Source organism: Lentilactobacillus buchneri, assembly GCF_018314255.1.
In the GTDB taxonomy this organism is placed as follows: domain Bacteria; phylum Bacillota; class Bacilli; order Lactobacillales; family Lactobacillaceae; genus Lentilactobacillus; species Lentilactobacillus buchneri.
In genome coordinates, this window is the sequence record NZ_CP073066.1 from 458,895 (window position 1) to 475,844 (window position 16,950).

Annotated in this window: 18 protein-coding genes; 4 read left to right on the forward strand and 14 right to left on the reverse strand. The window is 45.8% G+C overall.

The features are described from left to right. Positions 1 to 18: 18 nt before the first annotated feature. On the reverse strand, positions 19 to 1,020 hold the full coding sequence (locus KE627_RS02340) for a Gfo/Idh/MocA family protein (protein WP_056939206.1): 1,002 nt from the start codon (positions 1,018 to 1,020) through the stop codon (positions 19 to 21). Between the two features lie 125 nt (positions 1,021 to 1,145). Here KE627_RS02340 and KE627_RS02345 point away from each other — a divergent pair, with 125 nt between their 5' ends. Beyond that, the gene (locus KE627_RS02345; protein WP_013728432.1) at positions 1,146 to 1,514 is read left to right on the forward strand and encodes a DUF4828 domain-containing protein; all 369 of its coding nucleotides are present in this window, start codon (positions 1,146 to 1,148) and stop codon (positions 1,512 to 1,514) included. Between the two features lie 51 nt (positions 1,515 to 1,565). Here the strand turns inward: KE627_RS02345 and KE627_RS02350 are convergent, their stop codons facing one another. Together KE627_RS02350 and KE627_RS02355 are read right to left on the reverse strand one after the other, a co-directional pair. Next, positions 1,566 to 2,324, reverse strand: coding sequence for a GH25 family lysozyme (locus KE627_RS02350; protein WP_211772863.1), 759 nt, complete (start codon positions 2,322 to 2,324; stop codon positions 1,566 to 1,568). A gap of 38 nt (positions 2,325 to 2,362) precedes the next feature. Then, the gene (locus KE627_RS02355; protein WP_013728434.1) at positions 2,363 to 3,208 is read right to left on the reverse strand and encodes a MurR/RpiR family transcriptional regulator; all 846 of its coding nucleotides are present in this window, start codon (positions 3,206 to 3,208) and stop codon (positions 2,363 to 2,365) included. A gap of 298 nt (positions 3,209 to 3,506) precedes the next feature. Here KE627_RS02355 and gntK point away from each other — a divergent pair, with 298 nt between their 5' ends. The 3 genes from gntK to KE627_RS02370 all read left to right on the forward strand — a co-directional run bounded on the left by gntK (position 3,507) and on the right by KE627_RS02370 (position 7,512). Then, entirely contained in the window at positions 3,507 to 5,069 is a 1,563-nt protein-coding gene (gntK, locus tag KE627_RS02360; protein WP_013728435.1) for a gluconokinase, read from the forward strand. A gap of 230 nt (positions 5,070 to 5,299) precedes the next feature. Next, positions 5,300 to 6,229 (forward strand): IS30-like element ISLpl1 family transposase, encoded by a 930-nt coding sequence (locus KE627_RS02365; RefSeq protein WP_146971951.1) that lies wholly within the window; start codon positions 5,300 to 5,302, stop codon positions 6,227 to 6,229. Between the two features lie 2 nt (positions 6,230 to 6,231). Then, positions 6,232 to 7,512 (forward strand): gluconate:H+ symporter, encoded by a 1,281-nt coding sequence (locus KE627_RS02370; protein ID WP_211772864.1) that lies wholly within the window; start codon positions 6,232 to 6,234, stop codon positions 7,510 to 7,512. A gap of 238 nt (positions 7,513 to 7,750) precedes the next feature. Here KE627_RS02370 and KE627_RS02375 read toward each other — a convergent pair whose 3' ends face one another. The 11 genes from KE627_RS02375 to KE627_RS02425 form a co-directional block, all read right to left on the reverse strand. Continuing rightward, entirely contained in the window at positions 7,751 to 8,293 is a 543-nt protein-coding gene (locus KE627_RS02375; protein ID WP_013728437.1) for a biotin transporter BioY, read from the reverse strand. A 67-nt stretch (positions 8,294 to 8,360) separates the two neighbouring features. Then, complete coding sequence (locus KE627_RS02380) at positions 8,361 to 9,353, reverse strand: biotin--[acetyl-CoA-carboxylase] ligase (RefSeq protein WP_013728438.1); 993 nt, start codon at positions 9,351 to 9,353, stop codon at positions 8,361 to 8,363. A gap of 26 nt (positions 9,354 to 9,379) precedes the next feature. Beyond that, a complete protein-coding gene (fabI, locus tag KE627_RS02385; protein WP_013728439.1) occupies positions 9,380 to 10,138 on the reverse strand; it encodes an enoyl-ACP reductase FabI in 759 nt (252 codons plus the stop codon). Between the two features lie 27 nt (positions 10,139 to 10,165). Further along, the gene (gene accA, locus KE627_RS02390; RefSeq protein WP_056939203.1) at positions 10,166 to 10,936 is read right to left on the reverse strand and encodes a carboxyltransferase subunit alpha; all 771 of its coding nucleotides are present in this window, start codon (positions 10,934 to 10,936) and stop codon (positions 10,166 to 10,168) included. Continuing rightward, on the reverse strand, positions 10,926 to 11,771 hold the full coding sequence (locus KE627_RS02395) for an acetyl-CoA carboxylase carboxyltransferase subunit beta (protein ID WP_013728441.1): 846 nt from the start codon (positions 11,769 to 11,771) through the stop codon (positions 10,926 to 10,928). The genes accA and KE627_RS02395 overlap by 11 nt, the downstream gene beginning before the upstream one ends. Continuing rightward, complete coding sequence (gene accC / locus KE627_RS02400) at positions 11,752 to 13,131, reverse strand: acetyl-CoA carboxylase biotin carboxylase subunit (protein WP_013728442.1); 1,380 nt, start codon at positions 13,129 to 13,131, stop codon at positions 11,752 to 11,754. The genes KE627_RS02395 and accC overlap by 20 nt, the downstream gene beginning before the upstream one ends. A 13-nt stretch (positions 13,132 to 13,144) precedes the next feature. After that, complete coding sequence (locus KE627_RS02405; protein WP_013728443.1) at positions 13,145 to 13,561, reverse strand: 3-hydroxyacyl-ACP dehydratase FabZ family protein; 417 nt, start codon at positions 13,559 to 13,561, stop codon at positions 13,145 to 13,147. Positions 13,562 to 13,565: 4 nt separating this feature from the next. Further along, positions 13,566 to 14,039 (reverse strand): acetyl-CoA carboxylase biotin carboxyl carrier protein, encoded by a 474-nt coding sequence (gene accB / locus KE627_RS02410; RefSeq protein ID WP_014940304.1) that lies wholly within the window; start codon positions 14,037 to 14,039, stop codon positions 13,566 to 13,568. A 3-nt stretch (positions 14,040 to 14,042) separates the two neighbouring features. After that, complete coding sequence (gene fabF, locus KE627_RS02415; RefSeq protein WP_013728445.1) at positions 14,043 to 15,272, reverse strand: beta-ketoacyl-ACP synthase II; 1,230 nt, start codon at positions 15,270 to 15,272, stop codon at positions 14,043 to 14,045. A 20-nt stretch (positions 15,273 to 15,292) separates the two neighbouring features. Next, positions 15,293 to 16,024, reverse strand: coding sequence for a 3-oxoacyl-[acyl-carrier-protein] reductase (fabG, locus tag KE627_RS02420; RefSeq protein ID WP_013728446.1), 732 nt, complete (start codon positions 16,022 to 16,024; stop codon positions 15,293 to 15,295). Beyond that, positions 16,024 to 16,941, reverse strand: coding sequence for an ACP S-malonyltransferase (locus KE627_RS02425; RefSeq protein WP_013728447.1), 918 nt, complete (start codon positions 16,939 to 16,941; stop codon positions 16,024 to 16,026). The genes fabG and KE627_RS02425 overlap by 1 nt, the downstream gene beginning before the upstream one ends. Positions 16,942 to 16,950: the final 9 nt, after the last annotated feature.

The window sequence follows — 16,950 nt, forward strand, 5'->3', positions numbered from 1 at the left end:
TCTCCATTTTCTAATCGATTACTTTTTCTCGCCCACAAATGAGATGTGAGCATCCTGTCTAAGATTATAAATTAATTTATTGACGTACACACTGAGTTGACGCCAGTAATCATAATCATGTTTGTTTTGCGGGTTCTTTGGATCGTTAATCACTCTGGCAAAATCTTCAACCTCTGGCAGCATTGGATTCTCATCAATGGTGTTGCCAATGACCTGCTTGTTGCGATCGTCATCAATGTAAATCACTGCATTTATTTCTCCGGCATCATCGATTTCGATTAAGTCTTTGAGGCCGTAAATCTCCGATGTCATATCTGAGTTGGTGATCTTTGAGAAGTTTAAAGTCACATTATACTCCGGATACTGCAAAATTGCTGTTCCTTTTCCGTCAACCCCGGTCCGAATCAGCTGTGAGTAATAAGCAGCCTCTTCCGGCATCCCGAACAAGGCAACGGCATCATAAACGGTATAAACGCCCAAATCCTGGAGAGCACCGCCGGCATATTTGAGTGAGAAGACGTTGGGTTCTTCACCCTCCAACACCAGATCATACCTGGAAGAGTATTTTGAATACGTGAATTCAGCGCCTTGAACCGTTTTAAGTTGACCGAGCTTTTTTTCGATCGCATGAAAATTTTCGGTGTGAATATTGCGGGCGGCTTCAAAATAGAGCACTTGTGGATTCTCGTCCAACAAAGCTTGAATCTTCGCCATTTGTTTTTGAGTACTAAAGGCCGGCTTTTCAACAATGACATTTTTGCCGTGTTGAATGGCCATTTGGGCCTGTTCAAAATGGAGGCTATTGGGTGAGGCAATGTAGACCGTCTCAAACTGCCCCTTGGTAAAGAACGCATTCAGATCCGTAAAGGTTTCTTGGGCGCCGTTTTTGGCCGCAAAAGTTTTGGCCGTTTGGTCGTGTCGTGAATAGACACTGGTTAAGTCGAATTTGCGTGATAGTTTAATTGCGTCAATAAATTGCTGGGTAATCCAGTTGGTTCCAATAATTCCTAATTTAATCAATTTGATAACCGCCCTTCTTTAATTAAATTGTAACAAGGTTTTAACCCAATGAAAACGAAATCAGACACTCTCTGTTATATTTATCGACTATACTGGGTTTCTACTATGACTAGGGGGATGATTTTTTGCGCAAAAGAAGTTTTTTTATCTTTATGGTGTCGTTTTTAATTAGTCTGTTCCATACCAAACGGACACCGAAACACCGGCCAGATCCTGCAGACCCAATGTTTTTCGTTGGGACCTGGCAGTTTAAGGACCACCGGGAGCGAGTCCATCGACTTGAAATCGGCCCGGATCTAAAATTACTCATTGACGGAAAAGATATGTCTGCCAAGGTTTCATTATTAACCAGATATGAATTGTCGTACGTTGACAAATTTGGTTATAAATTGGAAATTCGGGGGAATGAAGCCCGGCCAATCAAATTCTACGATGAATCTGAAAACTATACCTATGATTTACAATCGGCCAATGAAATTGAACAGTCAAATTGAGTGAGGACTTACTGTGGTAAGGCCTTTTTGTTTTGGCCTGCTCCATACGCTTTAATTGATGTATTCCCGCCACTGTCTGCGATTACCGTTAAAGACCGACATCGGCAAAAAGATCAGTTGCGAGTCAAGCTTAAAGCCGGCCTTATCGTCTGCCTGAATAAACGTTGCATCGGCATTGGGCCGGCCAATCTTACCGTCAGTCAACCAGAATTGGGTCTTAGCATTCGCCTTTAACTGCAGGCTCTTGATGATTTGTTGGGTCGCCGAAATGACCACCGGCCGTTTATAGTACTGTCTTAACAGTTGCGAAAGCTGCCGGACTTCTTTTCTGGCTGCCTGCCAATGAATTGTTGACTGATCAAACGTTCCGTAATACTGAATTTGAATACAGATCGGTAAACTACCGGTATTGTACTTGACTTGCCGGACAAAGTTTTTGAATTGGGCAGTTGGTGAACTGGTAAAACTAAAATAATGGTAGACCCCAATCGGTAACTGTGAACCTTGGCTGCGTTCGAAATTACTCTGAAAACTGTCATCGGTGAAGGCAGCTCCCTGAGTGGCCTTTATATAGACGAAACTGATGCCTTTACTTTTCAAACTTTCAAAGTCGATATAGCCATTACTTTGATCGATGGTCACCCCATGAATTGGGTATTTTTTCAGCTGCTGATTTTCGTGCCAGCGCAACAGCAAAAAGGTCGAAAAGCCAATCAAGATTAACAAAAAAATGCCGAAAACTACCCTGCGTGTGCGTTTCCTGCGCTGGTAAGTTTCAGCATATATTGGTTGAATGTCTCTTCGCTTCATATAAAGGTCATCTCAGTTACCCGAAAAATCCAGTTAAATTAAGTCCGGGTACTTTCAATAATATTTTGAACGTTGCGAATCGCATCTTCTGTCGCCGGACCCATCCGAACCGTTGCCATCATAAACAACGTATCGACAATTGCGAGTTGGGCAAGCAGTGAATACATCCCTTCAGAACGGTAATTGGATTCATCACTAGACGAAATAAATGTAATATCACTATGCAGTGCGAGCGGTGAGTCCGGATAGCTGGTAATCCCGATAACCGGCACCTTTCGCTTCTTTAAGGTTTCGGCAACTTTTAAAGTTTGGCGATTTTTGCCCGAGTGGGAAACCACGATTGCGCAATCTTCTTCACCCAATTTTACAGCTTCCATCAACTGTACGTCAAAGTCTGGATAATAGAAGCAGTCAATCGACGTCCGCAAGAACTTATGATAACCGTCCAGGGCCGCAACTGACGAGCCGCCAAGGCCAAATAAGCCCAGACGACGACAATGAATAATTCTGAGGACTGCCCGAGCAAATTCATCTTCATCAATTCCTGCCCGGGTATCTTGAATTGCCCGCTGACTGCTGTTAAAAATCTTGTCAGCGATCGTTCCTAAAGAATCGTTGGCATCGATATCTTTAAAAATCGGCAGGTTCTGCGGCCGTAACTGCGTGTAGGCCAGCGCCAAAGTAAACTCACGGAAATTGCCATAACCCAGTGTCTTCACTAACCGAGAAACCGAAGCGGTTGAGGTTTCAGTCACTTCTGCCAAATCTTCAATATTGGCTTCTGAGGCCGCTTGAGGATTCTCCATCACATATTTTGCAATTTTTTTATTAGTTCTGCTTAATTCATCAAACGATTGTTTTAATAATTGAACTGGCGAGCTCATAATGATCACCTTTCATGGATTGTAAGTGTCTTATTTTCATCAATGTAAATATTTTACAACAAAATTCTTGCATTGTGAAATTGTTTTTCATATAATTGTGTTTGCGTTTCCATTACCAGGAAATTCAATGGTCGAAATATTTGAAGTCTCCCGGTGATAATGATATTTTTAGTGAGAAGCGGTACCGAGCCAATTCTTCAGCACTCGACATTGGTTTAACGATGCAGCTATATTTTTTGCCATTATTTGAAAGCGCTTCGGCCGTTGACTCAACTAATACAGAAGGGAAGTTATTTACATGGATTATACGCTAGGTGTTGATATTGGAACAACCAGTGTTAAAACCGTGCTCTACGATGTTAAGGGTAAGGTGCATGGATATTCCAACAATGGATATCCCCTATACCAGGACACCCCTGATATGGCCGAGGAAGACCCTGAAGAAATCTTTTCAGCGATGTCTGACGGCATTACCGAATTGGTTCGAAAGGCCAATATGAAACCAGGAGAGCTGAAGGGTGTTGCATTTTCCTGTGCAATGCATAGTTTAATTCTTCTGGATGAGAATCACAAACCACTCACCCGGGCAATTACCTGGGGTGACAACCGGGCGGTCAATTATGCTGATAAGTTGAAGGCCAGCCCTGAGGGAATGGAAATCTATAAGCATACCGGAACGCCCATTCACCCGATGACCCCACTCACCAAGCTGATTTGGCTGCGCAATGATCATGCCGATCTATTCAAGCAAGCCCGCTGGTTCGTTGGCATTAAGGAATACATTCTTTACAAATTATTCGGTGTCTTAAAAGAAGATTACTCCATCGCCAATGCCACCGGAATGTTTAACATCTACAATATGGACTGGGATGAACAAGCCCTGAAACTTGCCGGCGTTACACGGGATCAATTGCCTGATTTAGTTGATACCACTTATCAATTAAAAGGGATGCGTGAAGAGTACGCTAAAGTGCTGGGAATTGACATCAATACCCCATTTATCATCGGTGCTTCAGATGGTCCACTGGCCAACTTGGGGGTTAATGCGATTCAACCCGGGGTTGTCGCTGTCACCATTGGAACTTCCGGTGCCGTTCGGGTTGTCACTGATAAACCGCATACCGATCCAAAGGCCCGGGTATTTTGCTACTACCTAGCCAAGAACATGTGGGTCGTTGGCGGCCCTGTCAATAATGGTGGCGTTGTCTTCCGCTGGGTTCGTGATCAACTCTGTGCCCCGGAAAAAGTCACTGCTGAACAAATGCACATCGATCCATACGACCTCTTGACAGAAATTGCTGCCAAAGTGCCGGCTGGATCCGATGGCTTGCTGTTCTTCCCATTCCTGGGCGGTGAACGTGCCCCAATCTGGGACGCTAATGCCCGTGGCTCATTCTTTGGCCTTAACCGGACCCACACGCGTGCCCACATGATTCGGGCCGTTTTGGAAGGTATCGTCTACAACCTTTACACGGTTGCTTTGGCCCTTGAAGAAGTCGTTGGTCAACCAACCAGCATCCAAGCCAGCGGTGGTTTTGCCCGTTCTGCGCTTTGGCGTCAAATGCTGACCGATATTTTCGAACAGGACGTTGCGATTCCTGAAAGTTTCGAAAGTACCGCTTTGGGGGCAGCCACTTTGGGGATGTACAGTTTGGGCCTGATTGACAGCCTTTCCGACGTTTCCAATTTTGTCGGCACCACGGTTGTTCATCACCCGGATCCAAAGAACTTCCAGGCGTACCGGGAATTGATTCCAATCTATATTCGCCTAAGTCGTTCACTTCAACCCGAATACAAGAATATCGCCGAGTATCAGCGTCGTCACGAACACGAAGATGAAGACGCCGAGAAGTCTGAATAGCACCTGTCCGTTTTTTATTTGAAAGGGGAAAACTATGATATTAAAGCTGCTAGCCTTGCTGATCGGAATTATTTTCCTGTTGGTTCTGATTATCAAGTTCAAAATTAATACCTTCGTTTCGTTGGTATTAAGGTAGATTGTAAAATTAATCCGAACGCTGTTCGGGCAAAAAAGATCAGCTTCCTTTAAAATGGTGTTTACCACAAACCCATCTTTTAGGAGCTGATCTTTTGTCTAGTATAACCTATTCCGAACGAATTAAAATCGAAACCTTTTGTGAACTAGGGCTGTCCAATATCCAAATGGGCGTTCGGCTGAACCGATCACCGTCAACAATTTCTTATGAATTATCTCGATGTCAACCTTATCAGGCTGAATTAGCACAAACAGATGCCGAATACAAGCGATCACGATGTGGTCGGAAAACTAAGCTGAGCGATGAGTTAAAGCAAAAAATTCTCAACCATTTACGTCTAAGCTGGTCACCAGGAATGATTGCTCACGAATTTAAACTAGCTACTAAATCTATTTATAATTGGCTAAATCAGGGGAGAATTGATTTCTCCTTGAATGATCTACCTGAACATGGCGTACGCCAACGGCGTAACGTTGACCAACGATCCAAATATAATCAATCTTTGGGGCGATCAATTGAACAGCGTCCCATGATGATTAATCAACGTAATCGCATCGGCGATTTTGAACTAGATACAGTCGTTGGTCCTCGTGGGCATAGTAAGGCAGTTTTATTAACTTTAATCGATCGCAAATCACGGTTCCTTTGGGCATACCGGTTAAAAGATCGGACGACAGCGACTGTTAATGAAGCACTAACTAAGTTCCTAACCACTTTTAATGGTCCGGTGCACAGCTTTACTGTGGACCGTGGCACTGAGTTTAGTGGGCTAGTATCACTTGAATCACAATATGGTATTAAGACCTATTACTGCCATGCTTATACGCCAGCTGAGCGCGGCAGTAATGAACGATTTAATCGGAACTTACGCTATTTTTATCCTAAGGGGACTTATTTTGAGCACATTAGTGCTCAAGGCTTGAAAACCACCTTACTCGAAATTAATCAGAGACCACTTAAAATACTTGACTGGCAAACACCTTATCAGGTCATGCTGACCAATTTGTCAAAAAATTCGGATTAAATTTGCAATCTACCTTAACCGCTGTTGTTACTGCGATCATGCTGCAGATGCCACTAGGTACGATCGCTGATTCCGTCTCAAATGGTATTGGAAGTCAACTGGGCGAATTGTCCATGGTCTTCGGCTTTGGTGCCATGTTAGGGCGATTGGTTTCTGATTCCGGTGGTGCTTATATGATCGCCGAAACGCTGATCAAACGATTTGGTAAAAAGCGTCTCCAGATCGCCGTTATGTTGGCTTCATTTATTTTAGGAATTGCGTTGTTCTTCGAAGTTGGAATGGTTTTACTGGTTCCAATTGTCTTCGCAATTGCCGTTGAAGCAGGTGTGCCAATTCTTTATTTAGGAATTCCAATGGCCGCTGCCTTGTCAGTTACCCACGGATTTTTGCCACCCCATCCAGCACCAGTTGCCATTGCGCAGGTCTTGGGTGCCAACGATGGTAAGGTTCTCCTGTTTGGATTTGTCATTGCAATTATTGCCGCTTATATCGCCGGGCCATTGTTCTCAAAGATGGCTCGTAAATTTGCACCCGCTGCATTCGAGCGAAAAGGAAACCTTTCTTCAATCGGTGAAGTGAAACAATTTACCCCTGAAGAATCACCATCGTTTGGACTGTCAGTATTAACTGCCCTGTTCCCAGTTCTGCTGTTGGCGATTGCCACAATTTATAAAATGACCATCAATGGTGGAGTTGATCCAAAGAACCCTTCTGTGATTGATTCAATCATTGAATTCATTGGATCTCCAAGTATCGCAATGTTGATTTCATTATTCTTCGCAATGTATACCATGGGCTGGGGTCGTAAACGAACCACTGCTCAAATCATGGAATCACTTGAAAATGCGGTTAAATCAATCGCCATGCTGCTATTAGTTATTGGTGGTGGTGGTGCCTTCAAACAAGTTCTGATCGACGGTGGTGTTGGTAAAGCCGTTGCTCAACTGTTCATTGGTTCACCAATTTCACCATTAATCCTTGGCTGGTTGGTTGCCGTTGTTCTCCGAATCGCTTTGGGTTCCGCAACCGTTGCTTCATTGACAGCTGCAGGAATCGTCGCCCCATTGATGGCCCAAGCTGGGGTTGACCCAGCATTGATGGTTCTGGCCATTGGTGCCGGCTCATTGGCCGCATCACATGTTAACGATGCCGGCTTCTGGATGTTCAGAGAATATTTCGATTTAACAATTAAGCAAACTCTTCAGACTTGGACCGTGTTGGAATCAATCATTTCAGTCGTTGGTATCATCATGGTTATGGGACTGAACTTGATTTTCCATTAATGAGAGAGTGTGAACTCAGGCGCTCAGCTTTTGAGCATTAGTTTAATACAGGCCGTTAACGCTGATTTTGCGTTGACGGCCTGTATTGGACTAAGCGGAAAAAGCTGCCTGAGAGAACACATTTTAACCAGAGTGTGCCCCCAGGCGCCCAGCTTTTGAGCGCCATTTCAATCACACAAACTCCAAAAAGACTCGAGCAAACCAATCATATTTGCTCGAGTCTTTTGTATCCAGTCAATTAAACCCGTCCAGCTGCTCCACTCATCACTTTCATTCGGACGGCTACCAAGTATGCGACAACTGCCTTCAGCGTGTCGCCAGGGATAAACAACAGGCCTGAAGTCAATGCACCGATCAGTGAGATCGGCGTCACCCACCACAGCCAGAGGGCGCCCATCACGTTAACAATCAAAACACTGCTGATCCAAATGACAATTAGTTGACCCCATGAATGGCTCATAAACGGCCGTGAGCGGCAACAACCCATCATGAGAGGCGTTATGAGCCAACCGAACAAATAGCCCGCTGTGGGGCCGATAAAGACTGCTGGGCCGGCTTGACCACCGGAGAGGACCGGGAACCCCAAAAATGCCAGCAGTAAGAATACCCCAACTGCGATCGTGCCGTTCTTTGACCCCAAAAAGAGGCCTGCTAACATAATCCCTAAGTTCTGCATCACAATCGGCACGGGAATGATCCCTAAAGGAATTGGTGGAATCATCCCCAACACGATAATGGCTGCAATCATCAAGGCTGTTTGTGTCAATTGTCTAATTTTCATATCATTTTCCTTTCAAAAAACGGTTAACCGACTTCTATGCGCCGCTTAACCGTCATTGGATATTAAATTAGCCTGAGTAACCATTTCCAGGCAGATAAACTTTCGTTACTTCACCGCTTGAAACGGTAATCGGTTCTCCGGAGTCCTGCTTGACCACCAAGGCCCCATCACCAGTAAAGTGATCAGCCAGCCCAGTGATGGTTCGGTTCCCCATCACAATTTGGACCCGCTTACCAAGGGTTTCTGATAACTTGGCGTATTCCTGCAGAAAATTACCGCTGGTGTAAGTTTGATACATATAAAAAAAGTTGTCGATGAGACTGGCAGCAATCCGATTTTTGTCAATTGCTGTGTTGGTCACAATCGCCCCGGCTTTATGGGCAATTTGATCGGGAAAATCAGTGGAATCAATATTCAACCCAATCCCGACCACCACATTTTCATGAAGACCGTCTTCGAGACTGGAAACCGTTTCGGTCAAAATACCACCACATTTTTTGTCATGAACCAAAATGTCGTTGACCCATTTGACCCGAAAGTCCTCATCGGGAAAAAACTGTTGCAGGGTTCTGACCACGCAAACCGCGGTTCCGGTGGTTATCAACCCAGAATGAATGGTTCGGCGATTCTGTAAAGGAATCAAAATGCTCAAATAGATTCCACCCTTCGCCGGGGAATAGAAATGTCGCCCCAGTCGGCCATGCCCCTGAGTTTGCGTATCAGCCACAAACACCTGTGGAATGGTAAAGTCCTGACTGCTGCCAAACTGCTTGGCGTAATCGTTCGTTGAGGAAATGCTGGCAAACGCATGGATCGCCACCGGAAAAGTAGTTGTCCGATAATGATCGATCACAGCGTCATCAAAAAATTGGGATTTTTGATAACAATAACCCAGCCCTTTGCGTGTGGTAATCACATGACCGCGGTGCGATAATTTTTGAATATTGTTGTAGACGGCCGGCCGACTAATTTGCAGTTTCTTAGCCAGTTCATTGCCGGAAACATAGCGGCCAGCCGCCGTTAGCAATGCATCTAAAATTTGTCTTTGATGATTGACCATTGGCCATCCCCCACTTACAATCGTCGTTAAATTAAATGGACACCTTTATCAACGTAGACCACGTCACCGGTCATCCCAGTTGACAGGTCACTCATCAAAAAGGCGGCGACGTTACCAATTTCACTGGTGGTGACGCTCTTTTGATCAACTGTCCGTGACTCGGATTCCTTCAACAATTCACCATGATGTTTAATCCCAGTAACTGCTAAGGTTTTAACCGCGCCGGCAGAAATTGCGTTGACACGAATGCCATTTTCGCCGAGATCAGATGCCAGGTAACGCACGTTGGCTTCCAAAGCGGCCTTGGCAACACCCATCATGTTGTAATTTGGAATTGCCCGGGTTGAGCCAAAGTAGGTCAAAGTTAAAATGCTGGCTGGATTATTCAAGACCGGTTGGGCATAACGTGCCACGGCAATCAGTGAATAAGCACTGATGTTTTGTGCCAAATCATAACCGTCCTTGGTCGTGTTGACCAGTCCGGAAGTCAAAGTATCCTTGTCAGCATAAGCAATGGCATGAATGACCCCATCAATTTTGCCATACTGATTGCCGATAGTTTCAAAAGCCTGCTTAACGTTTGCGTCATCGGCAACATCACACTCGATCAAATCCAAGTCGTCCGGCACAAAGCGTTCCAAACTTTTTTTAATGCGGTCATTTTGATAGGTCAAAATAACCTTGGCGCCTTGATCCAAAATCGCTTGGGTACAGCCCCAGGCGATACTGCGTTTATTTGCAACCCCCATGATGACGATTGTCTTTCCATCTAAAAAGCCACTCATATTTGAGCCTCCAAATCTTATCTTCAATTAAAAATTCCGGTAACGTTGATTTCGACGGTCCACCAAATCATCAATTGGTAACTTGGCCAATTGAGAAAATTCCTGATCCAAGAAGTCACGTAACGCACTCAAATCTTCCCCGGGTTGATACTCATGAATAATTTTATCAATAATGCCATCTGCTAATAATGCTTCTGGAGTTAATTTGAGTTCTTCTGCGGCTTCCTTGACCTTGGATGAATCTTTCCACATGATGCTGGCGTATCCTTCCGGTGAGAGCACCGAATAAATGCTGTCTTCAAACATGAAGACCCGATCGCCACAGGACAGTGCCAAAGCACCACCAGAGCCGCCTTCACCAACGATGATGGTGATATATGGCACCCTGAGCTGCATCCCCTGAATAATATTTTGTGCCACCGCGGACCCTTGACCATGATACTCGGATTCAACATCTGGCCAAGCACCGGGGGTATTCACCAGCGCTAAAATTGGCCGATGAAATTTCTCTGCCTGCTTCATCAACCGCAACGCCTTGCGATAACCTTGAGGCGTTGGACTGCCAAAATGTCTGGCAATATTCTCATCGGTATCTGATCCCTTTTGAATCCCGACTACTGTGATTGGTTTATCATTCAACAAGCCAATACCGCCAATGATTGCCGGATCATCGGCTTCCAGTCGATCGCCATACTGTTCAAAAAAGTCACTGGTTAAATGATTGATCAACTCGGCAGTCGTGATTTTATCAGGACGGCGAGCTGCTTTCACCCGCTGATATGCTGTTTTATCTGCCATAGACGTTCTCCTTTGTGTGCAGAGAAATTAAGCGACTCAAAGTTGCTTTCATTTGTTTACGCGGCACAATCGCATCGATAAAGCCATGAGCCATCACCGTTTCAGCACTCTGAAAGTCTTTGGGGGGCTTTTGCATAATCGTCTGTTCGATCACTCGCCGGCCGGCAAATCCGACCAACGCGTGAGGCTCTGCTAAAATGACATCACCATCCATGGCAAAACTGGCGGTGACCCCGCCAGTCGTGGGATCGCATAAGACAACGACATACAATAGTCCGGCCCGGCTGTGTTCCGCAACCGCCCCCGATACTTTGGCCATCTGCATCAGCGAATGAATTCCCTCTTGCATCCGGGCACCGCCGGAAGCGGTAAACATGATCACCGGCAATTTTTTCCGGGTCGCTTCTTCGAACAATCGCGTAATCTTCTCACCGGTTGAACTTCCCAGACTGCCCATGACAAAGAATGGATCCATGATGCCCACACCGACCTGCTGCTTATCAAGGGTGCCAATACCCGTGAGGACACTTTCGTTGATTCCGGTGACTTTTTTAGCCTTTTTCACCTTGGCCAAATACTTTTCATCAGTGTACTGGTCCGGAACCGTCATTGATTTGTCAATTTCATCAAATGAATCAAAGGTAATTTTGGCCCGTCGTTTGGCCGTGATTCGAAAACCATAACCACAATTGGGACAGGTTTTCGTGCTGCCAGCCCTTAATGAAAAAAAGGTTGCGTGACAAATTGGGCATTCCCGCAGCACATGATCGGGAATGGCATCCATCCGCTTTACCAGTTCTTCATGGCTTGGCATATTAAACCGACTGCGTAGCATGGAATCCCTCCTTATCACTCAACACTTCATTTTGAATGTAACTGGTCGAATAAATTCCCTGATGAAATTTGTCGGTGCCAATCAAATAATCCAAAAAGCTTTGGTTGGTCCGAATGCCGTCAATTTCCAGTTCCCCTAAAATTCGGTGCATCTTTGAGATAACGGTATCGCGATCGTTCAAATGAACAATCACTTTGGCAATCATTGAATCATAGAACGGCGAAATAAAGCTGCCGTTGGTGACACCTGAATCGATTCTGACGCCGAGTGAACCGGCGGGGAAAAATAAATGATTAATCTGACCGGGTTGCGGGGCAAAATTATTAGTCGGATCTTCCGCATTCAACCGGCATTCCAAGGCGTGCCCCTTCACGGCAGCATCGGCTTGGGTAAACGGCAGTTCTTCTCCGGCAGCCACCGCCAATTGCCCTTTGACCAATTCAATTCCGGTCACTTCTTCGGTAATTGTGTGCTCAACTTGAAGTCGGGTATTCATTTCCATGAAATAGAAGTGATGCTCATCGTCCATTAGAAACTCATAGGTTCCGGTATTGGTATATCCCAGCTTAAGCGTGGCGTTGGCGACAATCTCACCCAAATGCCGCCGCTCTTCAGCTGAAATCAAAACACAGGGACTTTCTTCGATCACTTTTTGATGATTCCGCTGTAGTGAACAGTCACGCTCAGGCAGATAGACGACGTGGCCAAAATTATCGGCAATGACTTGCATTTCCACGTGTTTGGCCTGACGAATCAACTTTTCAACATAGATATCTTCGTCGTCGTATGAAATTCGGGCTTCCTGCTGGGTCTGCTCAAAAGCATTTTTGAGTTCTTCAGGTCGATCAACTTCACGAATCCCTTTACCGCCGCCACCGGCTGCTGACTTCAACAACACCGGAAAACCGATTTGGTCCGCGACTTGTTCGGCTTGGGCAACCGTATTGACTACCCCGTCACTTCCGGGAATCACAGGGACCCCGGCTTTTTTCATCGCTTCTCTAGCGTTGGCCTTGTCGCCCATCAGAGCAATCAACTCATGGCTTGGGCCGATGAATTTAATGTGGCAGGTTTCGCATAATTCTGCGAACTCGGCATTTTCGGATAAGAATCCGTAACCAGGGTGAATTGCTTCACATCCGGTCAAATTGGCGGCACTAATAATCTGGGCCATGTTCAAATAAGATTCACTGGGCTGCGGCCCGCCGATACAGATGGCTTCGTCTGCCAAATGGACAAACAAGGCGTCTTTGTCGGCACTGGAATACACGGCAACAGCGGTAATCCCCATATCGTGCAAAGCGCGAATAATTTGAACGGCGATCTCCCCACGATTAGCCACTAATACTTTTTTAAACATGCGCTCACCTCTATTACTCAACTGCAAAAATTAAATCTGCTTCACAAATCTGCTGTCCTTCTCGATGAATGGTGCCGTGGCCAAGGCCAATATTGTGCTTTAACTTCTTTAATTCCACGGTAAAGGTCAATTTGTCACCAGGGCGGAAATCATCTTGGAAGACTGCATTCTTGATGCCGCCAAAAAAGGCGTTTTTGCCTTGATATTCCGGCATTGACAGAATTGCGGCTACCCCGGTCTGGGCCATCGATTCGATCATAATCGGCCGTGGCACCACTAGGTTATTGGCTTGTTTGTTGGCAAAAAACCATTCATTAATTGAAATCAGTTTAACAGCAACGGCACTCTCCCCTGGCTTGACATCAATAAACTTGTCAATCATTTGGAAGGGGTAGCGCTGTGGAATCACATCTTGAACATCTGGTTTCATCTCATTACCCCTTCGTTACTTGAAAAATTGGTTGATCGTATTCGACCATGCTGCCATCTTCAACCAAAATGTTGGAGATCGTCCCGGTCACATCACTTTTGACCTCGTTGATCATTTTCATCGCTTCAATGACACAAACCACATCGCCTTTTTCAACGTGGTCACCCTGCTTCTTGAAAGCCGGCTTGTCAGGACTTGGGGCAAAGTACACAACGCCAACCAGCGGTGCCTTGATTTCGGCAACGTTTTGGGCGACCGGTGTTTCTGGCTGCTCTACCGTGGTTGGTTGACTATTTTGTCCATGGCCTAAACCATTTGTGCTGGCAGATGCCGCTTGCGCAGAATCTTCCACGACGGCGTGGTCATCGCCCTCCCGTTTGCTGAACTTAAGCTTGAAGTCATCTTGAGCCAATTCAAAATTCTTCAGTGACGAACGGTCAAATTTGTCTAATAAACGTTCAATTTCTTTCTCATCCATTACCTAATCACACCCTTTAAATGCAATTACGGCGTTGTGGCCGCCAAAACCAAACGAGTTGCTGATGGCGTAGTTGACTTCGGCATTTTTATTGCTGTCGTCAACCAGCTCCACGTCACATTCTTCATCCTGATTAACCACACCGACGTTGACAGGCATTTGGTTATGCAAAATGGCACCAATTGTTGCAACGGCTTCAATGGCACCGGCAGCCCCTAATGCATGGCCAGTCATTCCTTTAGTGCTGCTGACCTTGACATGATCATTATTGGCAAAGACTTCGTTAATCGCCTTGGCCTCCGCGCTATCATTGGCGTGAGTACTGGTTCCATGGGCATTGATGTAATCAACCTGGGTTTCATCAATCCCGGCTTCTTTAACAGCCTGTTGCATGGCACGTTTAGCACCCTTACCTTCTGGGTCCGGCGCAGTCATATGATAAGCATCACTGGTTGTCCCATAGCCGACAACTTCGGCCAAGATCTTGGCACCGCGAGCTTTTGCATGATCGTAATCTTCGAGAATTAAGGTTGCTGACCCCTCACCCATGACAAACCCATTACGGTCTTTATCAAATGGAATTGAGGCCTTTTTCGGATCGGTTTCCTTGGAAAGAGCGGTCAAAGCGGCAAACCCGGCAATCCCGATTTCGTTGACGGAGGCTTCTGTCCCGCCGGCAATCATAACTTGGGCTTTGCCCTGCTTGATGTATTCAAAGGCGTTTCCAATCGCATTGGTACCTGAGGAACAGGCAGTTACGATTGCTTGACTGGTATTCTTGGCATTAAAGGCAATTGAAATGTTACCAGCAGCCATGTTAATGATGGAGTCAGGCACGAATAATGGTGACACCCGTTTGGGACTCTTATCATGCATCTTGATGACCTGTTGTTCAATTGTTGTCAAGCCACCGATCCCGGAACCATAAATGACACCCAGTTCTTCGGGGTCAACGCCACCGTCAATCAGTCCAGCATTTTCCATGGCTTCAGTGGCACTGTACAACGCATATGTACAGAAGAGGTCATTTCGTTTGGCAAACTTCTTATCAACCCGTTTTAAAGGATCAAAATCTTTGACTTCACCGGCAACTGTAATGCCAGTGGGCTCTGAATCAAATTTGGTAATTGGGGCAATACCAACCTTGGATGCAAACAGATTTTCAAGAAAACTGTCAACATCGTTGCCGATTGGCGTCACAGCGCCCAAACCTGTAACAACGACTCTACTCATTTAATTACTCCTTTAACAATCTAAATTGTCAACCCGCCATCAACCGTGATGACTTGGCCAGTAATGTATTGGTTACCCACCAAAAAGGCAACGGCATCGGCAATTTCTGTCGGTTCAGCGAAGCGCTTCAGTGGAATTTGATCAGTGAATTCGCTTTGTCTGCGTTCACTCATTTTGTCAGTCATATCCGTCTTGACCATTCCTGGCGCAACGGCATTGGCACGAATATTGCGCAATGCGCCTTCGCGGGCGGCCGTCTTGGTTAACCCAACCAAGCCTGCTTTACTTGCGGAATAGTTGGCCTGGCCAAGGTTGCCGTGGAGGCCGGAAATACTGGAAATGTTGACAATCGAGCCTTTTCTGGCCTTTTGCATTAATTTCATCGCAAACTTGGTCATGTTAAAAGCGCCGACCAAGTTAGTCTCCAAGACCGCCTGAAAATCGGCTAATTTCATCCGACTGAGCAATTTGTCCTTGGTGATCCCGGCATTATTGACCAAAACATCAATTTGGCCATATTTTTCGACCACCGAATTGATCATTTGCTCAGCATCTGCTTCACTGGCAACGTCGCCAACTAAGACATCGAATGAATACCCGGCAGCGGCTAACTGCTGACTGTCTTCGTCGCTTAATTCATGATGGGCATTGATAACCACCGTCATGCCATCGTCAGCCAACCGTTTGGCAATTGCCAAACCAATTCCTTTGGCAGCCCCGGTCACTAACGCAACTTGTTTTGTTTCCGTCATTATTTCACCAGCTTTTTGTTTGATCGAACTTGATTTAAGGTTTCCACACTATCGACATGGAATTTGTCAGCGTTACAAATGAGCGGCTTGGCAAATTTCATCAAGGTATCACCAGGGCCAATTTCAATTAAAACATTGGCATCCAGGTTCAATAATTCCTTGAGGCATTCGTTAAAATGCGTTGGGTTGACGAGTTGATTAACCAGCGTTTGCTTGACGTTCAGCCGCGTAAACGGCTTGATAATCGTATTGCTGAACACCGGAAAATCGGGATCTTGAAAATTGACCGTCTGCAGTCGCTTTGACAGCTCGTCGCTGGCTTCCTGCATAAATGGTGTATGGGAAGCCACGGTCATTTTCAAAGGAACCACCCGCTTGATGCCGTGCTCATGGAGATACTCGGTCGCAGCGTTTAAACCGGCTGCCGATCCACCGATCACAATTTGGGTATCCGTGTTGTAATTGGCCGGATAGACCGGTCCGACTTTTGAGCCGACCCGGCAGGCCTCATCCACAAGGTTGGCATTAGCTTTTAAAACAGCTGCCATTTTACCCGGATAATGCTGTCCAGCCTGATCCATATAGTGATTGCGGTCGCCGACCAGCGGCAGACCATCTTCAAAGCTCAGACTGTCAGCGGCGATCAGGCCGCTATATTCGCCCAAGCTCAATCCGGTGGCGCCGACTGGCTGCCCTAAATCATGCGCCAGAATTCGATAAATTCCTGTACTCAGGATGACAATTGAAACTTGTGTATTGGCGGGATCATCAAAAATCTTTGAATCACTCATGTCTTTTCCAAGTATCTGAGAAGCTTCTTCAATTGTTTGACGGTAAATCGGCTCCTGCTGGTAGAGATCCTGTCCCATCCCGGCAAATTGTTTACCCTGACCGCTAAATAAATATCCTAGTTTCAAATTATCTAC